22 protein-coding genes are annotated in these 21,090 nt (G+C 43.0%); 9 read left to right on the top strand and 13 right to left on the bottom strand.

Annotation, left to right across the window (positions count from 1 at the left end; genetic code table 11):
* Positions 1-11: 11 nt before the first annotated feature.
* On the top strand, positions 12-1,034 hold the full coding sequence (locus ACFSUO_RS03295) for a D-glucuronyl C5-epimerase family protein (RefSeq protein WP_382391061.1): 1,023 nt from the start codon (positions 12-14) through the stop codon (positions 1,032-1,034).
* Between the two features lie 71 nt (positions 1,035-1,105).
* Here ACFSUO_RS03295 and wecB read toward each other — a convergent pair whose 3' ends face one another.
* Genes wecB through ACFSUO_RS03280 form a run of 3 tightly spaced genes read right to left on the bottom strand, consistent with a single transcriptional unit; the run spans position 1,106 to position 3,931 of the window.
* Positions 1,106-2,176 (bottom strand): non-hydrolyzing UDP-N-acetylglucosamine 2-epimerase, encoded by a 1,071-nt coding sequence (gene wecB, locus ACFSUO_RS03290; protein ID WP_382391059.1) that lies wholly within the window; start codon positions 2,174-2,176, stop codon positions 1,106-1,108.
* Positions 2,173-3,150 carry a dTDP-glucose 4,6-dehydratase gene (locus ACFSUO_RS03285; RefSeq protein WP_382391057.1) on the bottom strand — a complete coding sequence of 326 codons (978 nt, stop codon included), beginning with the start codon at positions 3,148-3,150 and terminating at the stop codon, positions 2,173-2,175. Before ACFSUO_RS03285 ends, wecB begins: the two co-directional genes overlap by 4 nt.
* A gap of 22 nt (positions 3,151-3,172) precedes the next feature.
* Positions 3,173-3,931 (bottom strand): SDR family NAD(P)-dependent oxidoreductase, encoded by a 759-nt coding sequence (locus ACFSUO_RS03280; protein ID WP_382391055.1) that lies wholly within the window; start codon positions 3,929-3,931, stop codon positions 3,173-3,175.
* A 130-nt stretch (positions 3,932-4,061) separates the two neighbouring features.
* On the opposite strand from ACFSUO_RS03280, the gene ACFSUO_RS03275 reads away from it, so the two are divergent.
* From ACFSUO_RS03275 to ACFSUO_RS03260, 4 genes are all read left to right on the top strand, one after another.
* A complete protein-coding gene (locus ACFSUO_RS03275) occupies positions 4,062-5,288 on the top strand; it encodes a glycosyltransferase (protein ID WP_382391053.1) in 1,227 nt (408 codons plus the stop codon).
* 18 nt (positions 5,289-5,306) lie between these two features.
* A complete protein-coding gene (locus ACFSUO_RS03270; RefSeq protein WP_382391051.1) occupies positions 5,307-6,320 on the top strand; it encodes a glycosyltransferase family 4 protein in 1,014 nt (337 codons plus the stop codon).
* 111 nt (positions 6,321-6,431) lie between these two features.
* A complete protein-coding gene (locus ACFSUO_RS03265; protein ID WP_382391049.1) occupies positions 6,432-7,742 on the top strand; it encodes a nucleotide sugar dehydrogenase in 1,311 nt (436 codons plus the stop codon).
* Positions 7,743-7,744: 2 nt separating this feature from the next.
* Entirely contained in the window at positions 7,745-8,869 is a 1,125-nt protein-coding gene (locus ACFSUO_RS03260) for a DegT/DnrJ/EryC1/StrS family aminotransferase (protein WP_382391047.1), read from the top strand.
* A 23-nt stretch (positions 8,870-8,892) separates the two neighbouring features.
* Here ACFSUO_RS03260 and ACFSUO_RS03255 read toward each other — a convergent pair whose 3' ends face one another.
* A complete protein-coding gene (locus ACFSUO_RS03255) occupies positions 8,893-10,152 on the bottom strand; it encodes a glycosyltransferase family 2 protein (RefSeq protein ID WP_382391045.1) in 1,260 nt (419 codons plus the stop codon).
* Positions 10,153-10,551: 399 nt separating this feature from the next.
* On the opposite strand from ACFSUO_RS03255, the gene ACFSUO_RS03250 reads away from it, so the two are divergent.
* Positions 10,552-10,887, top strand: coding sequence for a thioredoxin family protein (locus tag ACFSUO_RS03250; RefSeq protein WP_382391043.1), 336 nt, complete (start codon positions 10,552-10,554; stop codon positions 10,885-10,887).
* 36 nt (positions 10,888-10,923) lie between these two features.
* Here ACFSUO_RS03250 and ACFSUO_RS03245 read toward each other — a convergent pair whose 3' ends face one another.
* The 4 genes from ACFSUO_RS03245 to ACFSUO_RS03230 are packed head-to-tail and all read right to left on the bottom strand — an operon-like array spanning position 10,924 to position 14,051.
* Entirely contained in the window at positions 10,924-12,147 is a 1,224-nt protein-coding gene (locus tag ACFSUO_RS03245; protein ID WP_382391041.1) for a hypothetical protein, read from the bottom strand.
* A 12-nt stretch (positions 12,148-12,159) separates the two neighbouring features.
* On the bottom strand, positions 12,160-12,978 hold the full coding sequence (locus tag ACFSUO_RS03240) for a hypothetical protein (protein WP_382391039.1): 819 nt from the start codon (positions 12,976-12,978) through the stop codon (positions 12,160-12,162).
* A complete protein-coding gene (locus ACFSUO_RS03235) occupies positions 12,975-13,664 on the bottom strand; it encodes an ATP-binding cassette domain-containing protein (RefSeq protein ID WP_382391037.1) in 690 nt (229 codons plus the stop codon). The genes ACFSUO_RS03240 and ACFSUO_RS03235 overlap by 4 nt, the downstream gene beginning before the upstream one ends.
* Before the next feature lie 12 nt (positions 13,665-13,676).
* Positions 13,677-14,051 carry a GntR family transcriptional regulator gene (locus tag ACFSUO_RS03230; RefSeq protein ID WP_382391035.1) on the bottom strand — a complete coding sequence of 125 codons (375 nt, stop codon included), beginning with the start codon at positions 14,049-14,051 and terminating at the stop codon, positions 13,677-13,679.
* Positions 14,052-14,348: 297 nt separating this feature from the next.
* Here ACFSUO_RS03230 and selD point away from each other — a divergent pair, with 297 nt between their 5' ends.
* From selD to ACFSUO_RS03215, 3 genes are all read left to right on the top strand, one after another.
* Positions 14,349-15,392: a selenide, water dikinase SelD gene (gene selD / locus ACFSUO_RS03225; RefSeq protein WP_382391033.1), complete on the top strand. Its 1,044-nt coding sequence runs from the start codon at positions 14,349-14,351 to the stop codon at positions 15,390-15,392.
* An 18-nt stretch (positions 15,393-15,410) separates the two neighbouring features.
* Entirely contained in the window at positions 15,411-16,469 is a 1,059-nt protein-coding gene (gene mnmH / locus ACFSUO_RS03220; protein ID WP_382391031.1) for a tRNA 2-selenouridine(34) synthase MnmH, read from the top strand.
* Between the two features lie 101 nt (positions 16,470-16,570).
* Positions 16,571-16,969 carry a hypothetical protein gene (locus ACFSUO_RS03215; protein WP_382391029.1) on the top strand — a complete coding sequence of 133 codons (399 nt, stop codon included), beginning with the start codon at positions 16,571-16,573 and terminating at the stop codon, positions 16,967-16,969.
* A gap of 85 nt (positions 16,970-17,054) precedes the next feature.
* Here ACFSUO_RS03215 and ACFSUO_RS03210 read toward each other — a convergent pair whose 3' ends face one another.
* The 5 genes from ACFSUO_RS03210 to ACFSUO_RS03190 all read right to left on the bottom strand — a co-directional run bounded on the left by ACFSUO_RS03210 (position 17,055) and on the right by ACFSUO_RS03190 (position 21,027).
* The gene (locus tag ACFSUO_RS03210; RefSeq protein WP_382391027.1) at positions 17,055-17,234 is read right to left on the bottom strand and encodes a hypothetical protein; all 180 of its coding nucleotides are present in this window, start codon (positions 17,232-17,234) and stop codon (positions 17,055-17,057) included.
* A gap of 297 nt (positions 17,235-17,531) precedes the next feature.
* Entirely contained in the window at positions 17,532-18,224 is a 693-nt protein-coding gene (locus tag ACFSUO_RS03205; RefSeq protein ID WP_382391025.1) for an LrgB family protein, read from the bottom strand.
* Positions 18,191-18,598, bottom strand: a complete 408-nt coding sequence (locus ACFSUO_RS03200) for a CidA/LrgA family protein (RefSeq protein ID WP_382391023.1) — start codon at positions 18,596-18,598, stop codon at positions 18,191-18,193. Before ACFSUO_RS03200 ends, ACFSUO_RS03205 begins: the two co-directional genes overlap by 34 nt.
* A gap of 122 nt (positions 18,599-18,720) precedes the next feature.
* Positions 18,721-19,668 carry an MBL fold metallo-hydrolase gene (locus ACFSUO_RS03195; protein WP_382391021.1) on the bottom strand — a complete coding sequence of 316 codons (948 nt, stop codon included), beginning with the start codon at positions 19,666-19,668 and terminating at the stop codon, positions 18,721-18,723.
* A 60-nt stretch (positions 19,669-19,728) separates the two neighbouring features.
* Entirely contained in the window at positions 19,729-21,027 is a 1,299-nt protein-coding gene (locus tag ACFSUO_RS03190) for an alpha/beta hydrolase (RefSeq protein ID WP_382391019.1), read from the bottom strand.
* Positions 21,028-21,090 lie beyond the last annotated feature (63 nt).

Below are 21,090 nucleotides of genomic sequence, written 5' to 3'. Positions count from 1 at the left end.
GGGTGTAATCCTTGGAATCTGAATCAATTCATACTATTAAAGTAACATTGCATGATGAGTTTGAACAAAATGGTAAAAAAATAGGCAATGAGTTATTCATACCTATTTCTTTATTAGAAAAAGGGTACAATATGGAAAAACGATGGAACGATAAAGAGCAAACGTTAAACCTGAACGTAACAACCGCAAACGTATGGGATATTAACCATTATGACAGTACAGGGAATTACCTGCATTATGACAAAAATAAGGTTGAAAACTGGAATGTGACGTTCACTCGCGAAGGAATTCCCAAAACAGTGTATCCACACGGTGCTTACTTTAACCCAGCCACCATCGCTCAATATGGATTGCAGCATTACAGCCTTTATTTAAAAAACAATGACGGGTCTCATAAAAGCAAATTCCTGAAAACGGCTGATTGGTTTATAGATCAGCAGGATTCCCGTGGCGGGTGGGCATATCAATTTGACCATGACTTCTACCCGGACAGACTTAATAAACTAAAAGCCCCCTGGTATTCAGCTATTGGTTTAGGCATGGCGATGTCGGTTCTCTCCCGGGCCTCTTTTCTGACAAAGGACAGGAAGTATAGTTCATGCGCTTTAAAGGCTAAAACGCTTTTCAAAACCCCCTCGACTAAAAATGGTGTGCTTACTAAATTTGAAAACAACTATTTATTTTATGAAGAATGTCCAACAAATCCACCAAGTTACATTTTAAATGGTTTTATGTTTTCATTAATTGGATTATATGATTTATTCAAAGTAACACACAATAGCGAGGCAAAGTGGCTGTATGACAGGGGAATCGTCTCATTAAAAAGAATGCTTCCACTATACGATTTGGGAAACCGTACAGCATATGACCTGACACATTATACAACAGACGGAGGCTATCCGAATGTTGCAAACTGGAGGTACCATATTGGTCATATTCATTTGCTGGCAGCTTTGTATTCGATTGAAAAAGATCCGAAAATGAACGAAACACTGAAAAGGTGGAACGGGTATTTAAAAGGAAAGGTATGCTAATGAATTAAGCAAGAAAAAATAGGCTGAGACGGGTGAAATCCCATCTCAGCCTATTGCCGTTTCCGCTTAACTTAATCATTCACTAATATCCTGGCTATTTGCTGTGCAGCATTGCCATCCCCAAAAATCGGCGGCGATTCGTCAGGTGCATGACACTCCATGACTTGATCCGCTATTTCCTCTCTATTCGCGCCTGCTAAGTGGTTCCACCCCGTTTCCACCGTTTCCGACCATTCCGTTTCATCCCTGAGAGTAACACAAGGAACCTGGAGCATATATGCTTCTTTCTGCAAACCTCCTGAATCTGTAAGAATGACATTTGCATTAGAGGCTAGTGCTAACATATCAAAATAGTTTAACGGATCTGCCAGTTTAATATGAGAGGCAGTGATTAAATCATTTAATCCAAATTCATTTATTTTATTTTTCGTTCCAGGATGCAATGGAAAAACTACCTGCTTGTTTAATTGTTGGAAAGCTTCAAGAATGGATTTTAGGCGTTCGGGGTTCTCGATGTTTTCTGCTCGATGAATGGTTGACAGGTAATAATTACTTTCTGAAAGACCTAATTCCTTTAAAATGGTGGATTGCTGACTGGCATGAGATTTAAAATAAAGAACTGCGTCATACATAATATCCCCTGTCAGATAAACCTGCTTATTAATTCCTTCCTTTTTTAAGTTTTCAATTGCAGCCTGAGAGGGGCAAAAAAGCCAGTTTGACAGGTGATCGGAGACAATCCGGTTGATCTCCTCAGGCATTCTCCTGTTAAAACTGCGCAGCCCGGATTCAATATGAGCTATTGGTATGTGCAGTTTTGATGCAGCCAGACTGCCAGCGAGCGTGGAATTGGTATCACCATAGACCAATACTGCATCCGGATTGACAGATATCATTACCTTCTCCAACGCGGGCAGCATATTACCGGTTTGTTCCCCATGAGTTCCAGACCCGATACCCAAGTAATAATCAGGCTCCGGAATGTTTAACTGTTCAAAGAAAACCGCAGACATGTTGTCATCGTAATGCTGGCCTGTATGAACGATTATTTCATCTGTTTCATTGTTTGATCTTAACGCCTTTGATAACATGCATGCCTTGACAAATTGAGGTCTTGCGCCGACAACTGTTAATACCTTCATGTTTCTTTCCTTTCTTTTTCAGTTTTCACCCAGCTTACTGTATCTGTTATCCCCTTTTTAAAAGGCGTCTTATCATACTGGCCAATTAGTGTCTGTAATTTTTCTGTCGATGCCCGATGACTCTGTACATCTGCGGTTCGTTGTGGCTTTCTGGTAATGTTTCCGTTATAATTCATAACATGTACAATCGTATCAACAACATATTTAATCGATAATTGCTGGCCTGTTGAAATATTAACACTTTCGCCAGGGGAGATGATTGGAAACGTTTTTAATGCAATATCCACCGTATCTTCCACATAAATATAATCCCTTGTCTGCTCACCGTCCCCATGAATCTCTGGAACATCTCCTTCCAATACTTTTTTTATGGTAAGTGGGATAACTCCCGCCATCGGCCCTTCATAATTCTGCCGCGGTCCATAATTATTAAAAGGACGAACAATAAAGGCATCCAAATCAAACATTTTCACATATGACCGTAGCATTAAGTCAGCCGCAGCTTTCCCAGCTGCATAAGGTGTCTGCGGATCAAGCGGGTGCCCTTCGTCCATGGGCTCGTACTTAGATGACCCATATGCTTCTGATGAAGAAAAATGACATAATGATTGGAATTGCCCTTTCAGCTGAAGTTCCAACAAATTCTTTAAAACTACAACATTTGTCAGAAACGTATTAGAGGGGTTGATAAAGGAATAATTCAGTGGCTTTGTAGCACAGTTGAAAACAATGTCGATGTCATGCTTTTCAATGATATAACTTAGTGCCTCCTGATTCTCTGCATCATCTATATGAAGAATTGCACCGTTGTTTAATGCCTGCTCTACATTCTCCTTTGTTCCAATAAAGAGATTATCCATAATGATAATCTGGTTTGCTCCCTCTGTTAATAGTTTATCTGTTAAATGACTCCCAATAAAACCGGCGCCACCTACAACTAAAACATTACGATTTTTTACAGGTTTCCGTTCCAATTTTTCATTCCCTTTCTGCTATTTAATAATTAAGTCTAGATTGTCCGCCATCAACTGTAATTGTGGACCCTACAATCCATGAAGCCCTATCCGATGCTAAGAAAACAGCAGTATCAGCGACCTCTTCCGGTGTCCCAAGCCTGCCAGCCGGTATTTTGTCACGGGCATAGTTTTTTAAATAATCAGGGTCGCGTTCCAGCCTCCGTTCCCATTCTTTATTGGGATGATAAACCGCCCCGGGAGCAATTCCAGCGACACGGACGTTGTTTTTAATCACCTCAGAACTAAAAGATTTTGTAAAACTAATAAGCGCGGCCTTTGAAGCGTTATATGAAGGAGACCCACCAGCTTCTTTGCCGTAGATGGATGCTATATTAATAATGACGCCATCTCCATTATCGATCATGTGCTGGCTCGCTAATTGACTCAATTGAACAGCTGCTATGAAATTCAATTCCATTGCTTCGTTAAATTTACCAGCAGGCGTATTAAGGACTGCATTCCCGTGATTTGCCCCTGCACTATTCACCAGTACATCAATGGTATTAAAATCGTTAACAAATTCACGGACTAACTGTTCTCTGTCTTCCTGTTTTAAAAGGTCTTTCTGATAAATTTGTTGTACTCCTAATTCTTCCTTTGTTTGCAACAATTCATCAGTGCTTCTGGCCACAATCCCAACTACAGCACCCTCACCGAGAAATGCCTTCGCAATTGCCTTCCCTATTCCTCTCGATCCACCGGTTACCAGTACCTTTTTTCCTTTTAGATTTAATTCCATCTTTGTCTCCTTCCTGTAATGCTGCTATTCACTTGCTTTTAATTGTATGAATAAATATAGAAAATCGTTAATACGTTAGCACTAGTGGAAAAAATTTTGGGCTTTGTCTTCGCTTTACGGGAGGTTACTGATGGGGAAACATGTTTGCTTTTTAGTTTCTGAGCATCCGTTTCTGGACGCAAGGATTTTTAAAAAAGAGGCCAAAAGTCTATTGAAGCAAGGCTATCATGTAACAATGATTGTTCCCAGAAAGGATGGTTATCTATTTGATACGGATGGGAGCAGCTTTACAGAAAGATTTCTGGATGAGGCATTTACTTACGAGGGTATAAACGTGATTACATATGGTCAGATAAATATGGAGAAATATTTAAATGAACTTTATCATAACCTTCGTTCCGGCGGCCATTCCCGTTTTAATGATCCACTGACACAGATAGGCATAGAACAGGAGGCTGATATTTATCATGCACACGAATTTATTTCAGCCTATTCCGGTATCGGTATTAAACGGGCTTTAGCTGCAAGCGGAAAACAATGCAAATTAATCTACGACAGTCATGAATTGGAACCTGACCCACTGATGAAACAACCCCGCAAAACGTATCGTACGAAAGAACAAATGGTCAAACACATGATAAAGGAATTAGATTACGTCATTACAGTATCTGATTCCATTAAAGAATGGTACCGTACCATTGATCCACAACTCCCTGTACAAGTGATCTACAATTCCCCTCCATTAGCAGCTAACTATGAGTCCAAAAAAGCGGACAATCCAGAACTCACCCTTGTATATGAAGGGGTTATAAGCCAAAAGCGGGGAAACTTCCAGCAGCTGATGAGTGTACTGGACAGATGCAATAAAAAATTTAAGTTGAAACTCAACATTATCGGCGGAGGCAAGAACTTCGAAAAAGAATACGTTCCAAAAATTCCACCTCACCTAAAAGATAAAGTTTACTATACTGGCTGGGTAGATTATGAATCCATTCCAGAGGTCATGAAGGATGCTGATTTAGGGTGGATTGATCTGGATGCTGCCAATTCCTTGAATAACCGCTTTGCTATGCCAAACAAATTTTTCAGCTACCTGAATAATGGGGTCCCTGTGATCGTTAATCAATGCACAGATATGGAAAAATTGATTGAGGCACATGACTGTGGCTATGTCGTTAAAAAGTTACAAGCCACCACTGAGGATTATGTTCAAGCCCTCGTCCATATGGAATCCAACAGAAACAAAATCCGGAAAAAGAGTATACATGCACGAGAGGCTATGGAAACAACGTATAGCTGGGAACACATGGAAGGAAAAATCTTTGCCATTTATGACCAATTGATTAAAGACATGTAAATCCAAAGTATTGAAAGGATGGTTACCTTGAGAGTACTTCACATACCGTACGGATCTCCAATGATTGAATTGTCCAAAGCACTCCAGTCAAAAGGAATTCAATCTGTATCCTGTCACTTTAATGAACACCCTTTTCATTTCAAACCCGATATCTGCCTGCAGACGAACACACTTTCAAGTCAGGAGCAGAGAAAAAAACGAAAGCAATTTTTAAAGGAATCGATGCTGAACTATGATATTTTTCATTTTCATTTTGGGGAAACATTTTTCGCCGACAAAAGTGATCTGAAAATGCTGAAACGCGCCGGTAAAAAGATGGTTGTTCATCATCATGGGTCAGATATCCGGCGTCCATCCATGGCTAAAAAAAATAATCCTTACGTCAAGGTGAAACCCGAATGGACTGACGAAAAAATAAGCAAAAATGTATCCGCGTTAGCAACCTATATCGATCATGCAATTGTACAGGATTATGAACTGGAAGCCTATATTAACAATTCTTATAAACATGTCCACGTTATCCCGCACACGATTGACGCTAATCAGTATACAGCCCACTATCCAGTCCCCAGCAACAAAACTCCTCTCGTTGTGCACGCCCCTACGTCACGAACTATCAAAGGAACAGAATTCATTCTAAATGCAGTAAACGAGTTGAAGCGTTCTGGCTTTACGTTTCAGTTTAAATTAATTGAGGGGGTATCCAACGACGAGGCTAAAAATCTTCTTAGTCAGGCAGATATTGTTATTGACCAGCTGCGAATAGGTGCCAGCGGCTATATCAGTTCAGAAGCAATGGCCTGTGGGAAACCTGTTATTTGCTATATTAGAGAGGATTTAGTATCAAAATATCCACCCGACCTGCCTATCGTAAATGCCAATCCCGACACCATCACAACTGTATTAAAGAACCTCCTGCAAAATCCGGAGAAATGGCAGGAGTTTGGCATAAAAGGAAGAAAGTACATTGAAAAGTATCACCACGCCCCAATCGTAGCAGATCGCTATATTGACATTTACAAAAATTTATAGGCATTCACCGTAAGAGAACAAACATAGTGAAAAGTCCAGTCGCCTTCACCCTTATTCTCATAAACTATTCAGTAAGCATCTTTCACCGCAGAAATGAGGTTCAGGATCATCATGACAATTCAAAGCCAATCGTATTCAAATGTAGCAGTTGTCGGTCTTGGTAAATTGGGACTGACTTTAGCTGCTGTTTTTGCCAATAACCGTTATAACGTTACCGGGGCTGACATAAATAAAGATGTCGTTGCATCAGTAAATCGTGGGGAATCCCATATTCAAAATGAGCCAGGATTAAATCATTTAGTTTTGAAAGCCCACAAAGATAAAACATTGTCAGCCACAGCGGATACTGTGGAGGCGGTAGCTAAGTCGGATATAATCATTGTGATTGTACCAGTGCTAGTAGACGAACAAGACAATACTGACTACCAATATATGGACCTGGCAATTGAAGATATAGCCAAAGGCATAAAGAAAGACTCGTTAGTTATCATTGAAACAACCTTGCCACCCGGCGATACAGAGCATAGATTTGGCAAAAAAATAGAAGAAGTTTCAGGGCTAAAACCAGGAGAAGATTTCTATCTTGCCAATAGTCCAGAAAGGGTTTATTCCAGCCAGATTATCCACAATTTAAAAAACTATCCAAAGGTCGTTGGCGGAATTAATAAGGAAAGTCTCAAGCTGGCAAGTGATTTTTATAAACAGGCACTTGGCTGTGATTTGATTAAAGTAAGCTCACTCGAAACAGCTGAATTTTCAAAGGTTGCAGAATGTGTGTACCGCGACGTAAACATTGCGCTTGCTAACGAGCTTGCAGTGTTTGCAGAAGAAAAAGGCGTCAATATGGCGGAAGTAATCAGTGCCAGTAATAGTCAGCCCTACTCCAATTTGCATTCTCCCGGCATTGGTGTGGGAGGTCATTGCATTCCCATCTATCCCTACTTTTTCATAAATAAGGGACTGAGTGATGGCCTGACTACTTTATCAAGGGAAATAAACGATAACATGGCTGCTTATGCCATTTCAAAAGTCGAAAAACAAGCAGGTTCAATAGAAGGAAAAAATATTCTCATTCTGGGATTATCTTATAGAGGAAATGTGAAAGAACCGACAAAATCGACTGCCCTGCTCTTAATCAGCCAGATGAGGGACAAAGGTGCACAGCCCTTTGTAAATGACCCGCTATTTTCTGACCGTGAAATCCGACAGTACGGAGCCACCCCATTATCCTTGGACGATACGCGCTGTTCTGAAATGGATGCCATTATCCTGCAGGCTTTTCATCAGGAATACAGTATGATTGACTTCAGCCAATTTCCAAGATGCCAGCTTATTCTTGACGGCCGCAATAAATTCAATAAAAACGAAATATCCCAGCCGGGCATCGCGTATGAAGGAATAGGAAATGAAGGAGGTCTGTAAGAATGCCGGGTAATCATTTCAGCAGCATACCAATGGTTGATTTGCAAGAAGAATTAGCGCTGATTAGGGAGCCTGTACTAGAGGCGGTTACAGAAGTATTGGATAGCGGAGACTATATATTAGGGGAAAAGGGTGAAAAACTGGAAAAATTGACAGCGCAATACGTAGGGGCTTCCTACAGTATTGGAGTCGCAAGTGGCACCGATGCCCTGCAGCTGTCACTGGAAGCACTGGATATCGGACCAGGCGATGACGTTATTACAACCCCGTTTACCTTTTTCGCCACAGCAGGAACGATAGCGAAAACAGGAGCTAGACCAGTTTTTGTCGATATTGAAGAAGAAACCTATAATATAGACCCTTCCAAAATAGAGGAAGTAATAACCCAGAACACAAAAGCAATCATCGTTGTTCATTTGTATGGCAAAGCCACTAATATGAACACCATTATGAAAATCGCAAGAGAGCATAACCTGTTTGTCATAGAAGATGCCTGCCAAGCCATTGGAACAGAGTATGACGGAAAGCGCGTTGGATCAATCGGCGACATCGGCTGTTTCTCCTTCTTTCCATCGAAAAACCTTGGGGCATTTGGAGATGCTGGTCTTGTAACGGCGAATGATCGGAAACTTTATGAAAAGATATTCCAACTGCGCAACCACGGGAGCAGTGAAAAATATCACCATTCACTGATTGGTATGAACAGCCGGCTCGATGAAATCCAAGCGGCTATTTTGCTAGTGAAACTATACTATCTGGATATTTTCCTGCACAAACGAAAAGAAGCCGCCAACATTTATACGGAAAACCTGAAGGACCTTGTAAAAACGCCACCAATTGCAAGCAGCAGGGAACACACTTTTCACCAATATTGCATTGAGTCGGATAAAAGGGATGAACTGGCATTAGACCTTGAAAGTAATGGAATTGACTCAGCTATTTACTATCCCATTCCCTTGCATTTACAGCCGGTATTTGATTACCTTCATTATAAGCAAGGTGATTTTCCGATTGCTGAAAAGGTAGCTGAAAGAATTCTGGCACTTCCAATATCCCCGACTCTATCCTTTCAAAAACAAGACTATATCATTACAACAATACGACGTTTTTTGGAGAACAATGGATGAAAAAATCCATTGTTCTTTTCAGTTTATTCCAGTGTTTTTAAAAAGTCATTCCAGTTCGGGGCATTATTCGTAATACTCTCTTTATGTTCCCGAACATTGTACACCGTAAAATCCTCATACAGGAAACGGTGTTTTTTTAATAATCGGTTCAATACACTGACATCTTCATAAAACATCCCATTTTCAAAGGTGATGACCGGAAATCCCCCTTCTCTTCTTAATGAAGATGTGCGGTATATTCTTGGCCCCAGGGGAAAACGATAAGCCAAAAGGTCACCTTTTCCCTTAATGGCATTTCCCTTGGCAACACCTTTAAAGAGAACGTCCTCTGACAATTGCTTCCACTTTCGTAAATTGCCGTACAGCACCGAAACGTCCTCGGGTGATTCTGCCAGATATGTTTTTATAACGGAAATGGCATCCGGGTCAAGCCAATCATCTGCATCCAATTCCAAGATAAAGTCTGAATGAACAAGCGGCAGTAATTCATTCAAAGCCCTTGCCTTTCCCCCATTCTGCTTGTTGAATACCTTCACCTGCTGTCCATCACGCCATTGCTGAAGCAGCTCAAAGGATTTGTCCGTTGATCCGTCATCCATAATGAGCAGTTCGTCGGGCTGTTCCGTCTGCAGAAGGCATGAGGCAACAGCTGTTTCCACATATGCTTCCATATTATAGTTTGCAATCATAATGGTAAAGCTTGGATCCTGTATATTCGTTTCTTCCAGCTGGTATTTTTGAAGAAACGTTTGCTTTTCGATTGTATTCCTGGAGCTGTTTTTTTTTGCTTGCTTCACAAGCCCCTCACTAAACGTTGTAAGAGAAGGGTCTGCTTTTGCCAGCCAGGAAGGCAGGAGAGCCTCCTTAAATGGCAGCTGGGAAGCTGATAACACCGGATGCTCTTTAAGATATGGCGTGCGAACCAATAACGGCTGATGGATCGTAGTGGCCCGGTTATGATAGAAGGTTCCCAAAACTTCCTTTTGCTGTGGAAGCTGGATAGTTTCAGCAGTTGCCGATGGCGAAATATAATCGGTGCCGTGAAGAAGTAATACATAGGGGGTGTCTATGGTTTTGATTTTCTTGTTCAAACGATCTCCAAGGTCAGTATACCAAACTATTTCAAACCAGCCAGATTCTTGCAATTTAAAAGGCATGTTCTTATCCTGAAAAACAATTACAGATTTTAATCTGGAGCTAACCTTATTTAATGAAGATAATGCTTTATGCAATGCTGCCTGGTCTGAATACTGGAAGAGAATAGCGGTTATATCTTTCAACATACACCCTCCGTTCTGCATGAGAAAGCTTTAGAAGAAAAGAATAGACTGCAATCTATTCCATAGTTCCGATGAGTATATAAACATCCAGTTTCCGGGAAAATAAGCAAGCAGTCCACCGCTTGCAGAAGAATGTGCACGTTTCTTGGTAGATATGCCGATTCAAATAATGTATCTTTGCATAAATATATAGTAATCGAAACAAGTCTTGTTGAGATTCAGCCCATGAATTTACCCTTGGGAAAGACGGCTGATCACCGGCTTTCCCTTTTTCCGTAAAACTGAAAAAGGATTTTTTATCCTAATAACCCTCTTTTTTAAGTTATGCCTAAAATTTTAAAACGATACAATTTACAGATCATCTTCAATTCGGTACTCTTATCATCAGAGGAGGCAATACACATGCGTACATTTTCGGAAATCCACTCCATTACAGAAGTTGATCAATTCATACGGAGTAATCAGCTTGCATTGCTGTTTGTTTCCCGCACAAATTGCAGTGTCTGCCACGGCCTGATGCCTCAAGTGCAGGAACTGATGGACCACTATCCGGAAATCCAGCTGGGTCATATCAATGCAGATCATATGGAAGAAGTTGCCGGCCACTTTTCCATATTTACAGTGCCGGTCATTTTAGTGTTTGTTGACGGGAAGGAATACATCCGGGAGGCCAGAATTGTTCATATGGATAGATTCGAGGAAAAATTGGACAGGATTTATAAAAATATTGCCCAATAAGGAAAAACCCGCTCCTGGTAAGAAGCGGGCCTTCCTTTATTTGATTTGCATACCAGAAAAGTACAATGATTTACCTTCATTGAGAGGTTTTTTGGTCATGATTTTTCCTTTGTACAATACATCACCGGATTTTGTATCGATTATCGTTATCGTTTGAGGGTTTTCCTGATCCATACCAACTGGCGTCGCAAGCACATACATTGTTCCATTCGCTATTTTCAATACCGAATGCGCTTCCCTCTGCTTGGCAGTGTCCTGGGATGGCAGCTCTGTTTGGCTCCCAACCTCTTCCGTTTTTACATTGTACAACGTCAATTGATTCTCGTTCTGCAAATAAAGGGTTGCGTTTTTATACATGATGGCATCTGCACCTGCTAACTCCTCAGGAAGCTTCATCGATTTCTTCTCACCCGTTTCCAGGTTATAGACGACATACTCCTTTTCACCTTTATTGGCTGGTTTTTCCGTAACGGAAGTCTGGTTTCTTTCAGGATCACGTATAATTGGCTCCTCCGTCTTTTCGTATATGACACAGTTATGGGCAGCTTTTATATCCGAACTTGATAATATCCTGATTTTGACGCGTGTATTTTCATTCTGGTTTTCAACAGCTGCAATTTTTTCTTCACCGTTGATTTCCTGTTTCGAGATATCAAAACTATAGACATATTTTGCGCCCCTGCCATTCTTTGGATACATTTGCGAAATGACCTTCAAATTACCATCAACCATTTGTACATCTTCAATGTAAGCATGGTTGTACATGGCCCTGTTGGGTACAGGTACTGTAAATGATGTTGTCTCATCACTTTCTTTATCCAAAACGGCAATATCAAATTCCATGTCACTTGCAGAGCTGCCTATAAACTGATTAATTACTTCTGCATATGCTAGGGTATTTTCTGTTTCAAAGTACGATGCAATATTACCGCCTTTCCCGCGCATGAAACCACGATATTTATCCTGTAGCTGTTTTATTCCCTGGCTGTAGAATCCCCGCTGGAGCCGCTCAAAAAATGATTGCTCACCGGTATAGTTCGATCCTTCCGCTGTAACACGAACACCTTCACCCATACCTCTGGAACTGGTACTATAATGACCGTTTAATACGACTGGCTCCAACTCTTCTTCATTACCACTCATTTTTTCAAATACAACTTCCGGGTAACTGCTTGCTGACAATGTTGACTGTATATAAAACGTCCCGACGGTCAGAACGACAACCGTTACAATCGCAATTAATCTCCAATACCGTTTCATTTTGCATCTCCTTTACACCGTTATTTTTCGCTTCAATAAGAAGTTACCGACCCAAATAGACATGGTGGTCACGATTAACCCCATTACAACCTCCAGTCCAAGTATCTCAAGTGGATAGAAATAGTCACCCATGGACAAAACAGGTAAGATAAAGATTACGACAGAAATCGCAACATAGCCGATTCCCGCGATGATCCCCTTCCATTTAAAACTGCGCTCGAACAATATCGCTGTAAACACAATCGTTAACGCCATGAATCCAGCACCATAATATAGAATAAACTCCGTGAAGGTTTGCGGAACCAGCATTGTCAAGTAGTCCCAATTAATAATCTGACCAACTGTCATATCCGATCTGAAATCTGTTGGCACCAGCCACTTCAATACACTGTTTTCCAGCGGCAAGATAATCAGCTGAACGGAAACAAGTCCCAGCACCATGGCAAAAATAGATATCAATTTTGCCAAGTAAACATTCAGCCGGGCTGTCGGAAGCATCAACAGCCGGTATATGAACGTATTTTTCCCGAACCAGTCACGGTACCAAATCATAAAAACATAGAAGATTAATGCTGCTGCACATATTGCAATTGGTGCCATGAACCATAAGCTCCGTGCAATCGCCATAAACGATATCTGACCGTTTTGTTCAATAAATTGTGCCCGTGACAGCATATCCTCATAAATCGCTGTATTGGCCTCTGACATATACTTATTTGCCTTCACAATAACACCTGTAACCTGTATGATGACCGTCATAGCAATCAGCACAAGGTAGATTTTCATAAACCGGCTTAATTCAAAGTTTACCAATTTTGTTAAACGATTCATTTCTGATACACCTCTCTCATCACATCCACAACCGATTTTCCTTCCGTTTCCCGCACTTCTTCACTATTGAATTCCGTTAAAACTTCCCCTTCATCCAGAAGCACCACTTTATCAAGCAAATGCTCAATATCGCCAATTTCATGCGTCGTAATAATGACACCCCGGTCTTCCACTAGATGACTGGTAAACACTTCCGCAATTTGCTCCCGGCTGAAAATGTCAATTCCAGAAAATGGCTCATCCATCAGCAAATAGTCCACATCAAGCGCCAGCCCCAGCAGCAAATTCACTTTGGCTCGGTTCCCTTTCGATAAATTATTTATTTTCTCGTTTTTACTCAGCTTGAAAAAAGACAATATCTCCGTTGCACGGTCCTGATTCCAGCTGTCATAAAAATCATCCATGAACTGCATCGCCTCCGCTATCGTCATACTTGGCAACATCGTAATTGCATCCGGAATGAATGTAATTTTTTCATAGCTGTTTTTGTTAATGGTTTCACCGTTCATTAGAATCTGTCCGCCATTGATCGGTGTCAGGTTCATAATCGCATTCAATATCGTCGTTTTACCAACACCGTTGATACCAATGATACAAGTGATTTCTCCTTTTTCAGCGGTAAAGGACACACCCTTTAGCACGTTTTTGCGCCCAAATTTTTTCTTAATGTCTTTCACTTCAATCATGCCTGTACCCCCTTATTGATCCTCTTCCGATTCAAATTTTTTCTTCACCCGGTCCACCACGTCATCAATTGGTACTTGAATGGACCGGATGGAATGGACAAACGAATCCACCGCTTCGTCGATCAATTCTTCCCTTACCTGACGCAAGATTGCCTCGTCTTTTGTAATCTTGCTTGGCAAATTCCGCTCAGTATAAATCAAGCCCGCTTCCTCCATTTCCTTGTAAGCCCGCTGTGCAGTGTTCGGATTTATTTTCAGCCGGTTCGCCAGCTCCCTTCTAGAGGGAATCTCTTGCCCCGGCTCCAATATGCCGGTTGCAATCTGTTCCTTAAAATGGCGGATAACCTGCACGTAGACCGGATCCCGTTTATTAAAATTCACACTCATATGCCCAGCTCCTATTTCCCTCAGATGTCTGTCAGCAAGTGTATTAAAAGGTTAATACACTATGATCAAAAAAGCACCTGGCTCAGCCGCCAAGTCCCTCCGGCCACAGCCTTTCAAACAATGTGTATTAAGTGCCTAATACATCTTATATACTGTATTATACGGTTAATACACTTAAGTGTCAACAAGGGGGGGAAAATTTTGGCCGCTTTTAGATATAGTGCCGTTAAAAAGCATACCTATTTAGTCTGTGATAAAATAGATATAAACTTAAATGAACGGAAGGATGATTAATTCATGACTGCGGATATAAAATTAACCTCTTTGTCGTCAAAAGGCGGATGCGGCTGTAAAATTGGACCGGCTGACCTGGAAAATGTACTTCGTTCGCTTCCACAGACGGTACCTAACCCTAATTTGCTTGTCGGCCTGGACACAAGTGATGATGCAGGTGTCTACAAATTAACAGATGACCTTGCCCTTGTTCAGACTGTCGACTTTTTTACGCCAATTGTTGATGACCCGTATGCATTCGGACAAGTGGCTGCTGCCAATGCCATAAGCGACGTATATGCAATGGGCGGCACACCAATTACTGCATTGAACATTGTTGCATACCCAATTTCGACGCTGGCAGAAGATATTTTAGCTGATGTTCTGCGCGGTGCCGGTGATAAATTGGCCGAGGCAGGTGTTTCGCTAGTTGGCGGACATTCAATTGATGACCAAGAACCGAAATTTGGACTTGCCGTCACCGGAACTGTCCATCCCGACAATGTACTGACGAACACCGGTGCCAAACCGGGCGATAAGCTTATTCTGACAAAACCGATTGGGGTCGGAATCATGACAACATCCCTGAAAAATGGACTGCTGTCGGACGAGGAAATAAACCGTGTGACAGGGGTAATGACAACATTGAACAAGACAGCCGCTGAAACGATGAAAAATTACCATGTACATGCCTCGACCGATGTCACCGGGTTTGGACTGCTTGGCCATGCGTCCGAAATTGCGGCAGGCAGCAGCGTGGAAGTCCGCATTGACTCCAATTCGGTACCCGTTCTTCCACGAGTAAAAGAACTGGCCGAAGCTGGATCTGTACCAGGTGGAACGAAAAATAACTACGACCATATTCGCGATATCGTTACCTTCCCACAAAACACCAGCCAGCTAGACAAATGGATACTGTGTGATGCCGTTACCTCCGGGGGCCTCCTGATTTCCGTTGACACGAACGATGCCGAGGCACTAGTGGCAGACCTGCAGGAAAAAGGCGCTGAAGCGAGCATTATAGGCGCTGTTGCTGATGGCAATAATGGACATATCACGGTTGAATAACCAGGGAGTGATGCATCGATGTTTCAAGATATCACGCTTGATGATTTTTTTGAAAAGCAAAAGAAAGGGGAACTAACAGCTATTGACGTTCGCTCACCTAAAGAATTCAAGGAAGCAACCATTCCTGGCAGCGTCAATATCCCAGTGTTTACCGATGACGAGCGCGCAGAAGTCGGCACCCTTTACAAACAAGTAGGAAAAGAAGCCGCCAAACAGCGGGGACTGGAAATTATGTCCGCAAAACTGCCTGATTTCATCGCAAAATTCCAGCAGATTGACACACCGAAAGCTGTCTTCTGCTGGCGCGGCGGCATGCGCAGCCGGACTGCCGCAACCGTCGCTGACCTGATGGGGGTAGACGTCCATCGACTCCAGGGCGGTATCCGCTCCTATCGCCGGTGGGTTGTGAGCGAACTGGAAAAGGCTTCATTTTCACCTAATATCGTTGTTTTAAACGGTAACACCGGGACAGGCAAAACGAAAATCCTGCACCAGCTGTCAGAGAAAGGTTATCCTATCATCGACCTTGAAGGCATGGCCAGTCATAGAGGGTCGATTTTCGGCCATATCGGACTGGAACCAAGCAACCAGAAAAAATTTGACGCACAGCTTGTCCATGCCATGTACCAGTATCAGGATGCGCCATTTGTTTTAATGGAAGGGGAAAGCAGGCGAATCGGCAAAGTAAGCATCCCGGACTTTCTTTACGATAAGAAGGAACAAAGTACACAACTATTCATACACTTGCCTAAGGAAGAGCGTATCCAGAACATTTTAGACGACTACAAACCATGGATCCAGCCTGATGCCTTTCTTGAGGCATATCGGCGCATCCGGAAACGCATCCATACCCCGATTGCCAAACAAATCGATGATAGCTTGAATGCAGGAAGTTATAAACAGACTGTCCAGCTGCTGCTTGATTATTATTATGACCCAAGGTATGAGCATACGGCCGAACAATACCCAAAAGAAAAGACAGCCGTTATTCATGCTTCCAGTACAGAAGATGCAGCGTCGCAAGTGGAAAAGCTGCTTACCGGCAAGTATAAACAGCAATCGAGCGCGCTTCTTTAACCTTTACCAATTTGTCATATGCCGTTCACCTCCAGTTCATAAACTTGCCCTATACTTGTATTATACGCTACGATGTCAGCGGAACTTTACGAAAGGGGATTATGGAATTGGGACATTATAGTAAAATCTTGCTGCGATTCTCGGCTATATTTGCGTTAATTGGTGCTTTTCTCGGATCGCACATGGCCGGTGCGGGCAGCCTTGCATTCAAAACAGTGCACGCGCATATTCTGGTTGTCGGCTGGCTGACACTGTTTGCATGGGCAGTCTACTACAAAATTTTTACCCCAGCCAAAACAATGGTTGCCACCTTTCATGTCTGGTCGGCGATTATTGGAGCAATCGGTCTGACCGTCGGTATGTGGCTCTATTACTTGCGGCCATTTGACCTGGCTGATGGGTTCGTGACCGTCTTCTTTATTGTCGGAGGCTCCATCTTGCTCCTCAGCTTTGTGTTCTTTGCCATACTGACGTTCATGCGGACAGAGGATGGGAAATAGAAACTGGCGCAATCTGAAACAGTACACCATGCCCAAATTTGGTGTGCTGTTTTTGTATAACAGGCCTTTACCGGTTGATATTTCCTCATTTCGGTTGATTCTTGCCACATTCCGGTTGATTCTTCCCGCATTTCGGTTGATTCTTGCCACATTCCGGTTGATTCTTCCTGCATTCTGGTTGAATCTTGCTACATTCCGGTTGATTCTTCCCTATTCTGGTTGATTCCTTGCATATGTAATAGGTGTAGAGGATATCATTATTCACAGACTTGAATCAGCCATCGTTTCACATCCGCAAAACCCAGACTGGACAGATGATTATGATTGGGCTGAACGAATGCTCCCCTACAATCCATATCGCACGCGAGCATTAGTGGTCTTCTTTTTTAAGCAACGGGAAAAGCAAGCTAACGAGCTTCCACAGGATGTGGTGACTTCGACGTTCGACACAGGACGTGCCGGTATTTAGTCGAAGGTCCCCTACCGAAGTGTCATTTTCACCGGACTTTTTGAACAACCTCTTTAATAAAATGATTTTTGTCCCAACCACTTCTCTTTCCTATCAAGCATAGAACAACAACACAATCAGCGGTCCAAAAATGGAACAAGCAATGGCACTTAGCGTCATCGCAACCGAACTCACCGAAGTTGTATAGTCACCATATTCAACAGCCTTTGACGTTCCAATGACATGGGACGCACTTCCGAAAGCCATCCCTTTTGCTAAAGAATCATCTACCCTGAACAAACGAAGAATAGAAGGCCCGACGACTACGCCAGTAAATCCTGCCGTCATAACAAACAGGACAGCAAGTGACGGCAGACCGCCCAGTCCATCAGCGATTTGCATGGCAACAGGGGTTGTTACCGATTTAGGCAAAAGTGAAAAAAGCAGTTCTTCCCTGAAACCGAGCAGCTCCGCCAATAAAAGGCCGCTGGAAATGCCTGTCAGGGATCCGACAAACACCCCACCCAAAATCGGAAATAGATTTTTAACCAAGAGATACCGCTGATTGTATAAAGGATATGCAAGCGCCACGATAGCTGGACCAAGGAGAGCATCAATCCACTGTCCGCCAATCATATACGTGTCATATGGAACTCCCACTAGCAAAAGCAGGAGTACAACGGCAAATGTCGATGTTAAGGCAGGAATAAGGAACGGCAGATTAAATCGGTGATATACCCGAGTCATGAATCGATAAATGAAAACGGTTAGGCTTACGAAGACGATTCCGATAAGTGCTTTTGACAATCCGCTTTCTCCTTTCGCTTTCCCCTGTCCCTTGCCAAAAAACGACTCGTGTGTCCAGCAAAAATCATGACAAGCAGAGTACTGATGATGGTAATGACAAAAAGCCAAACAGTCCGGCCGGCGAAAAGGTTAAAATAATTCATCACACCAGCAGTGGCGGGAACAAATAACAGTGGCAAATAGTCCAATAAAAAGACGGAGCCCGTTTCAACCCACTGAGTAGGACATATTTTCAACAGCAGTGCAGCAAATAGAAGCAATAATCCAACTATACTTCCCGGAATAGGCAAATGCAGAAGACTCTGCAACAGACTGCCGGCAAAATAAAAAATGTATAAGAACGCAACTTGTATCACAATTGTTAAGATTTTCATTTGCATGGTAATTCCCCGGAGTAAAATGCTGAGGAACACCGCCCTCCTTTATTACGCGATGGGAAGGGGGACAGGTCCCTTGTCCCGACTTTTCCAGGATGATGGCCTATCCCAGTCCCTCGTTATTGCTCCAATTTATTAAAATAATCAATAATCCCGAGTGCGCTTACCTGCATATCCAAATTAATCAGTACATAGACATCATGGCTTTCAGGTACACCAAGAAACGACAGCTGTTCCTTCACTCGATCCAGCAGCCTGGCAGCCAGCACATCAGAGCCTTTCCCTTCTGAAATGGTGTTCTCTCCAATCTCCACAAAAATATCCAGCCATTCGGAAACCTGAACAAGTGCTTCATTCACCATTTCTGTCATGCCAAAATGCCCGAAATAAATCCGGTCCACGCCTAATTTCCGGATTCGATTAATGGATGTCTTCATAGCATCCGGGTCAAAATGATTCGGTGAAGTGGAAGGCACAAAGAAGTTAATGCCCTCACGAATCAGCTGCTGGTAGCGGATTCCCACCGTATCACCGGTAAATAAACCATTGCTCACCGGGTCGTAAATACTGAAGTGATGCTTGGCATGGCCTGGTGTATCTAAAAATTCAAGTGTACAGTTCTCCCCAATTGACAGGGTTTTGCCATCCTCTTTTACAAGCAATCGTTCTTCCGGCACCGGAACAATTGGGTCGAATAAATCGCTGAAACTGTCGCCATATACAGCCCTCGCACCTGCAGCCAGTTTTTTCGGATTCACCAAGTGCCTTGCTCCCCTCGGGTGAACCACTACTGTTGCATTTGGACATTCTTTCAATAGCAACCCGGCGCCACCGGCATGATCAAGATGCACATGGGTAACAATAATATATTTCACCTGTTCCAACGTGAAACCCAGGTCATCCAGCCCTTTTTTAATATGACTAACCGACGGACTCGGCCCTGTTTCTATCAATGTCAAGTCGTCCTCATCAATCACATATGTCCCCGTCCGCTCCGACGCGCCCAAATCAAAACCATCGATTAAATGGATGCGCTCATCAAGCTGTACCGGTTCTTTATTTTCCATTTGGTCACCCTCCCCCTTTGCTATCTTTCAGTGACAGTGTGAAAACCGCCGATAAACCTTTTAAAAGTCATTTTCGGTTAAAAATGCCATAATTCCTTCCATCAAGCCATCCGCCAAAGGCAATTCCGGGTTACCGTATGTCTCTCTGTTTCCCTGCTCATCTTCCGGTGCCTCTTTAAGCACGTGGTTCATTTTTTCAAGGATGAGCATTTCCGCATTCGGGCGAGATTCCTGAAGCAACTCTGCCTCACTGACCGGAACCTGTAAATCGCGGCCGCCACCAACCAGCAGTACCGGTATATCCAGTTCGGCTATTTCCTTCCTTGGGTCATAGTCCATCCACGAAGCCATAAAGGCCTGCACGGACGGCCGGAACAGCCCCTGCAATTCCTTGTTTATTTGCTGGACCTTTTCGCCCTGTTTAAGCTTCTCTAAAATGTCTTTCGCATTCTTAAGCGAATCGTCTGATAACTGTGCTTTCAATTGTTCGTACAACACATTATCAATCGAGCGGCCGGCACCTGCAAGCGAAATGAATGCATCGGCATTTCCATTCTGCGCAGCCAGCATTCCGACTAGCGAGCCTTGGCTGTGACCGATAATACCGACTTTGCTAAAAGAGTCATCTTCTGAGAGTAGTTCGGTCCATGCTGCTGCATCATCAACAAATTGGTCAAACCGCAGTTCCTTTTCCGGAATTGCTGCCTCCAAGTTTTTCCCAACACCGCGTTTATCATAGCGCAAACTGGCGATACCGCTCTTAGCCAAGTCTTCCGCCAGCATTTTCAGGCTATTATTTTTGCCTTGAATGCCGCCAGAATTGCCATTACGGTCAGTCGGCCCCGATCCTGGGATAATGAGCATTACCGGAAATGGACCGTCACCCTCTGGCGTTTCCAGCTCACCGTAGAGTGATCCTTCATTCGTCTTGACACTTAAAAAGTTTCCGTCACCCTCTTGAACAAGGTCGCCTTTGGTTAGCTGAAATGGAAAGGACTGACCGCTCTGACTGAAATCCCCTTTAATGGTACCGTCCGACCATTTACCGTCGAACGCTAGCTGCTGTCCCTGGACTTCCATAAAAAAAGACACATCCTGCCCATTCACCGTGACAGAGGAAAACGGATAATCACTGATACCCTGTACCGGAATGCTGATTGTTCCAGCCCACTCTTCCTTCTTTTGAAATTGTACAATAATATCGAGTGACTGACCGGGTACATCAATAGATCCCGTCCACTTTCCGGAAACATCGGCAGTCTCTTTATCGTTGTCTCCGGCATCATCACTGCATGCTGTAAAAAAAGCCACAAAAATCACCACTGTCAGCAAAAAACAAACCGTTTTCTTCACAAGCATCCCTCGCTTCCACTACTGTTCCTAATCATACGGACAGCAAGTGGGAAATGTTTCATATTAAAA

Source organism: Lentibacillus juripiscarius, from assembly GCF_042685205.1.
Classification (GTDB): domain Bacteria; phylum Bacillota; class Bacilli; order Bacillales; family Amphibacillaceae; genus Lentibacillus; species Lentibacillus juripiscarius.
The sequence above is the reverse complement of the archived record's forward strand: the minus strand, read 5'-3'. Positions and strand labels throughout refer to the sequence as shown.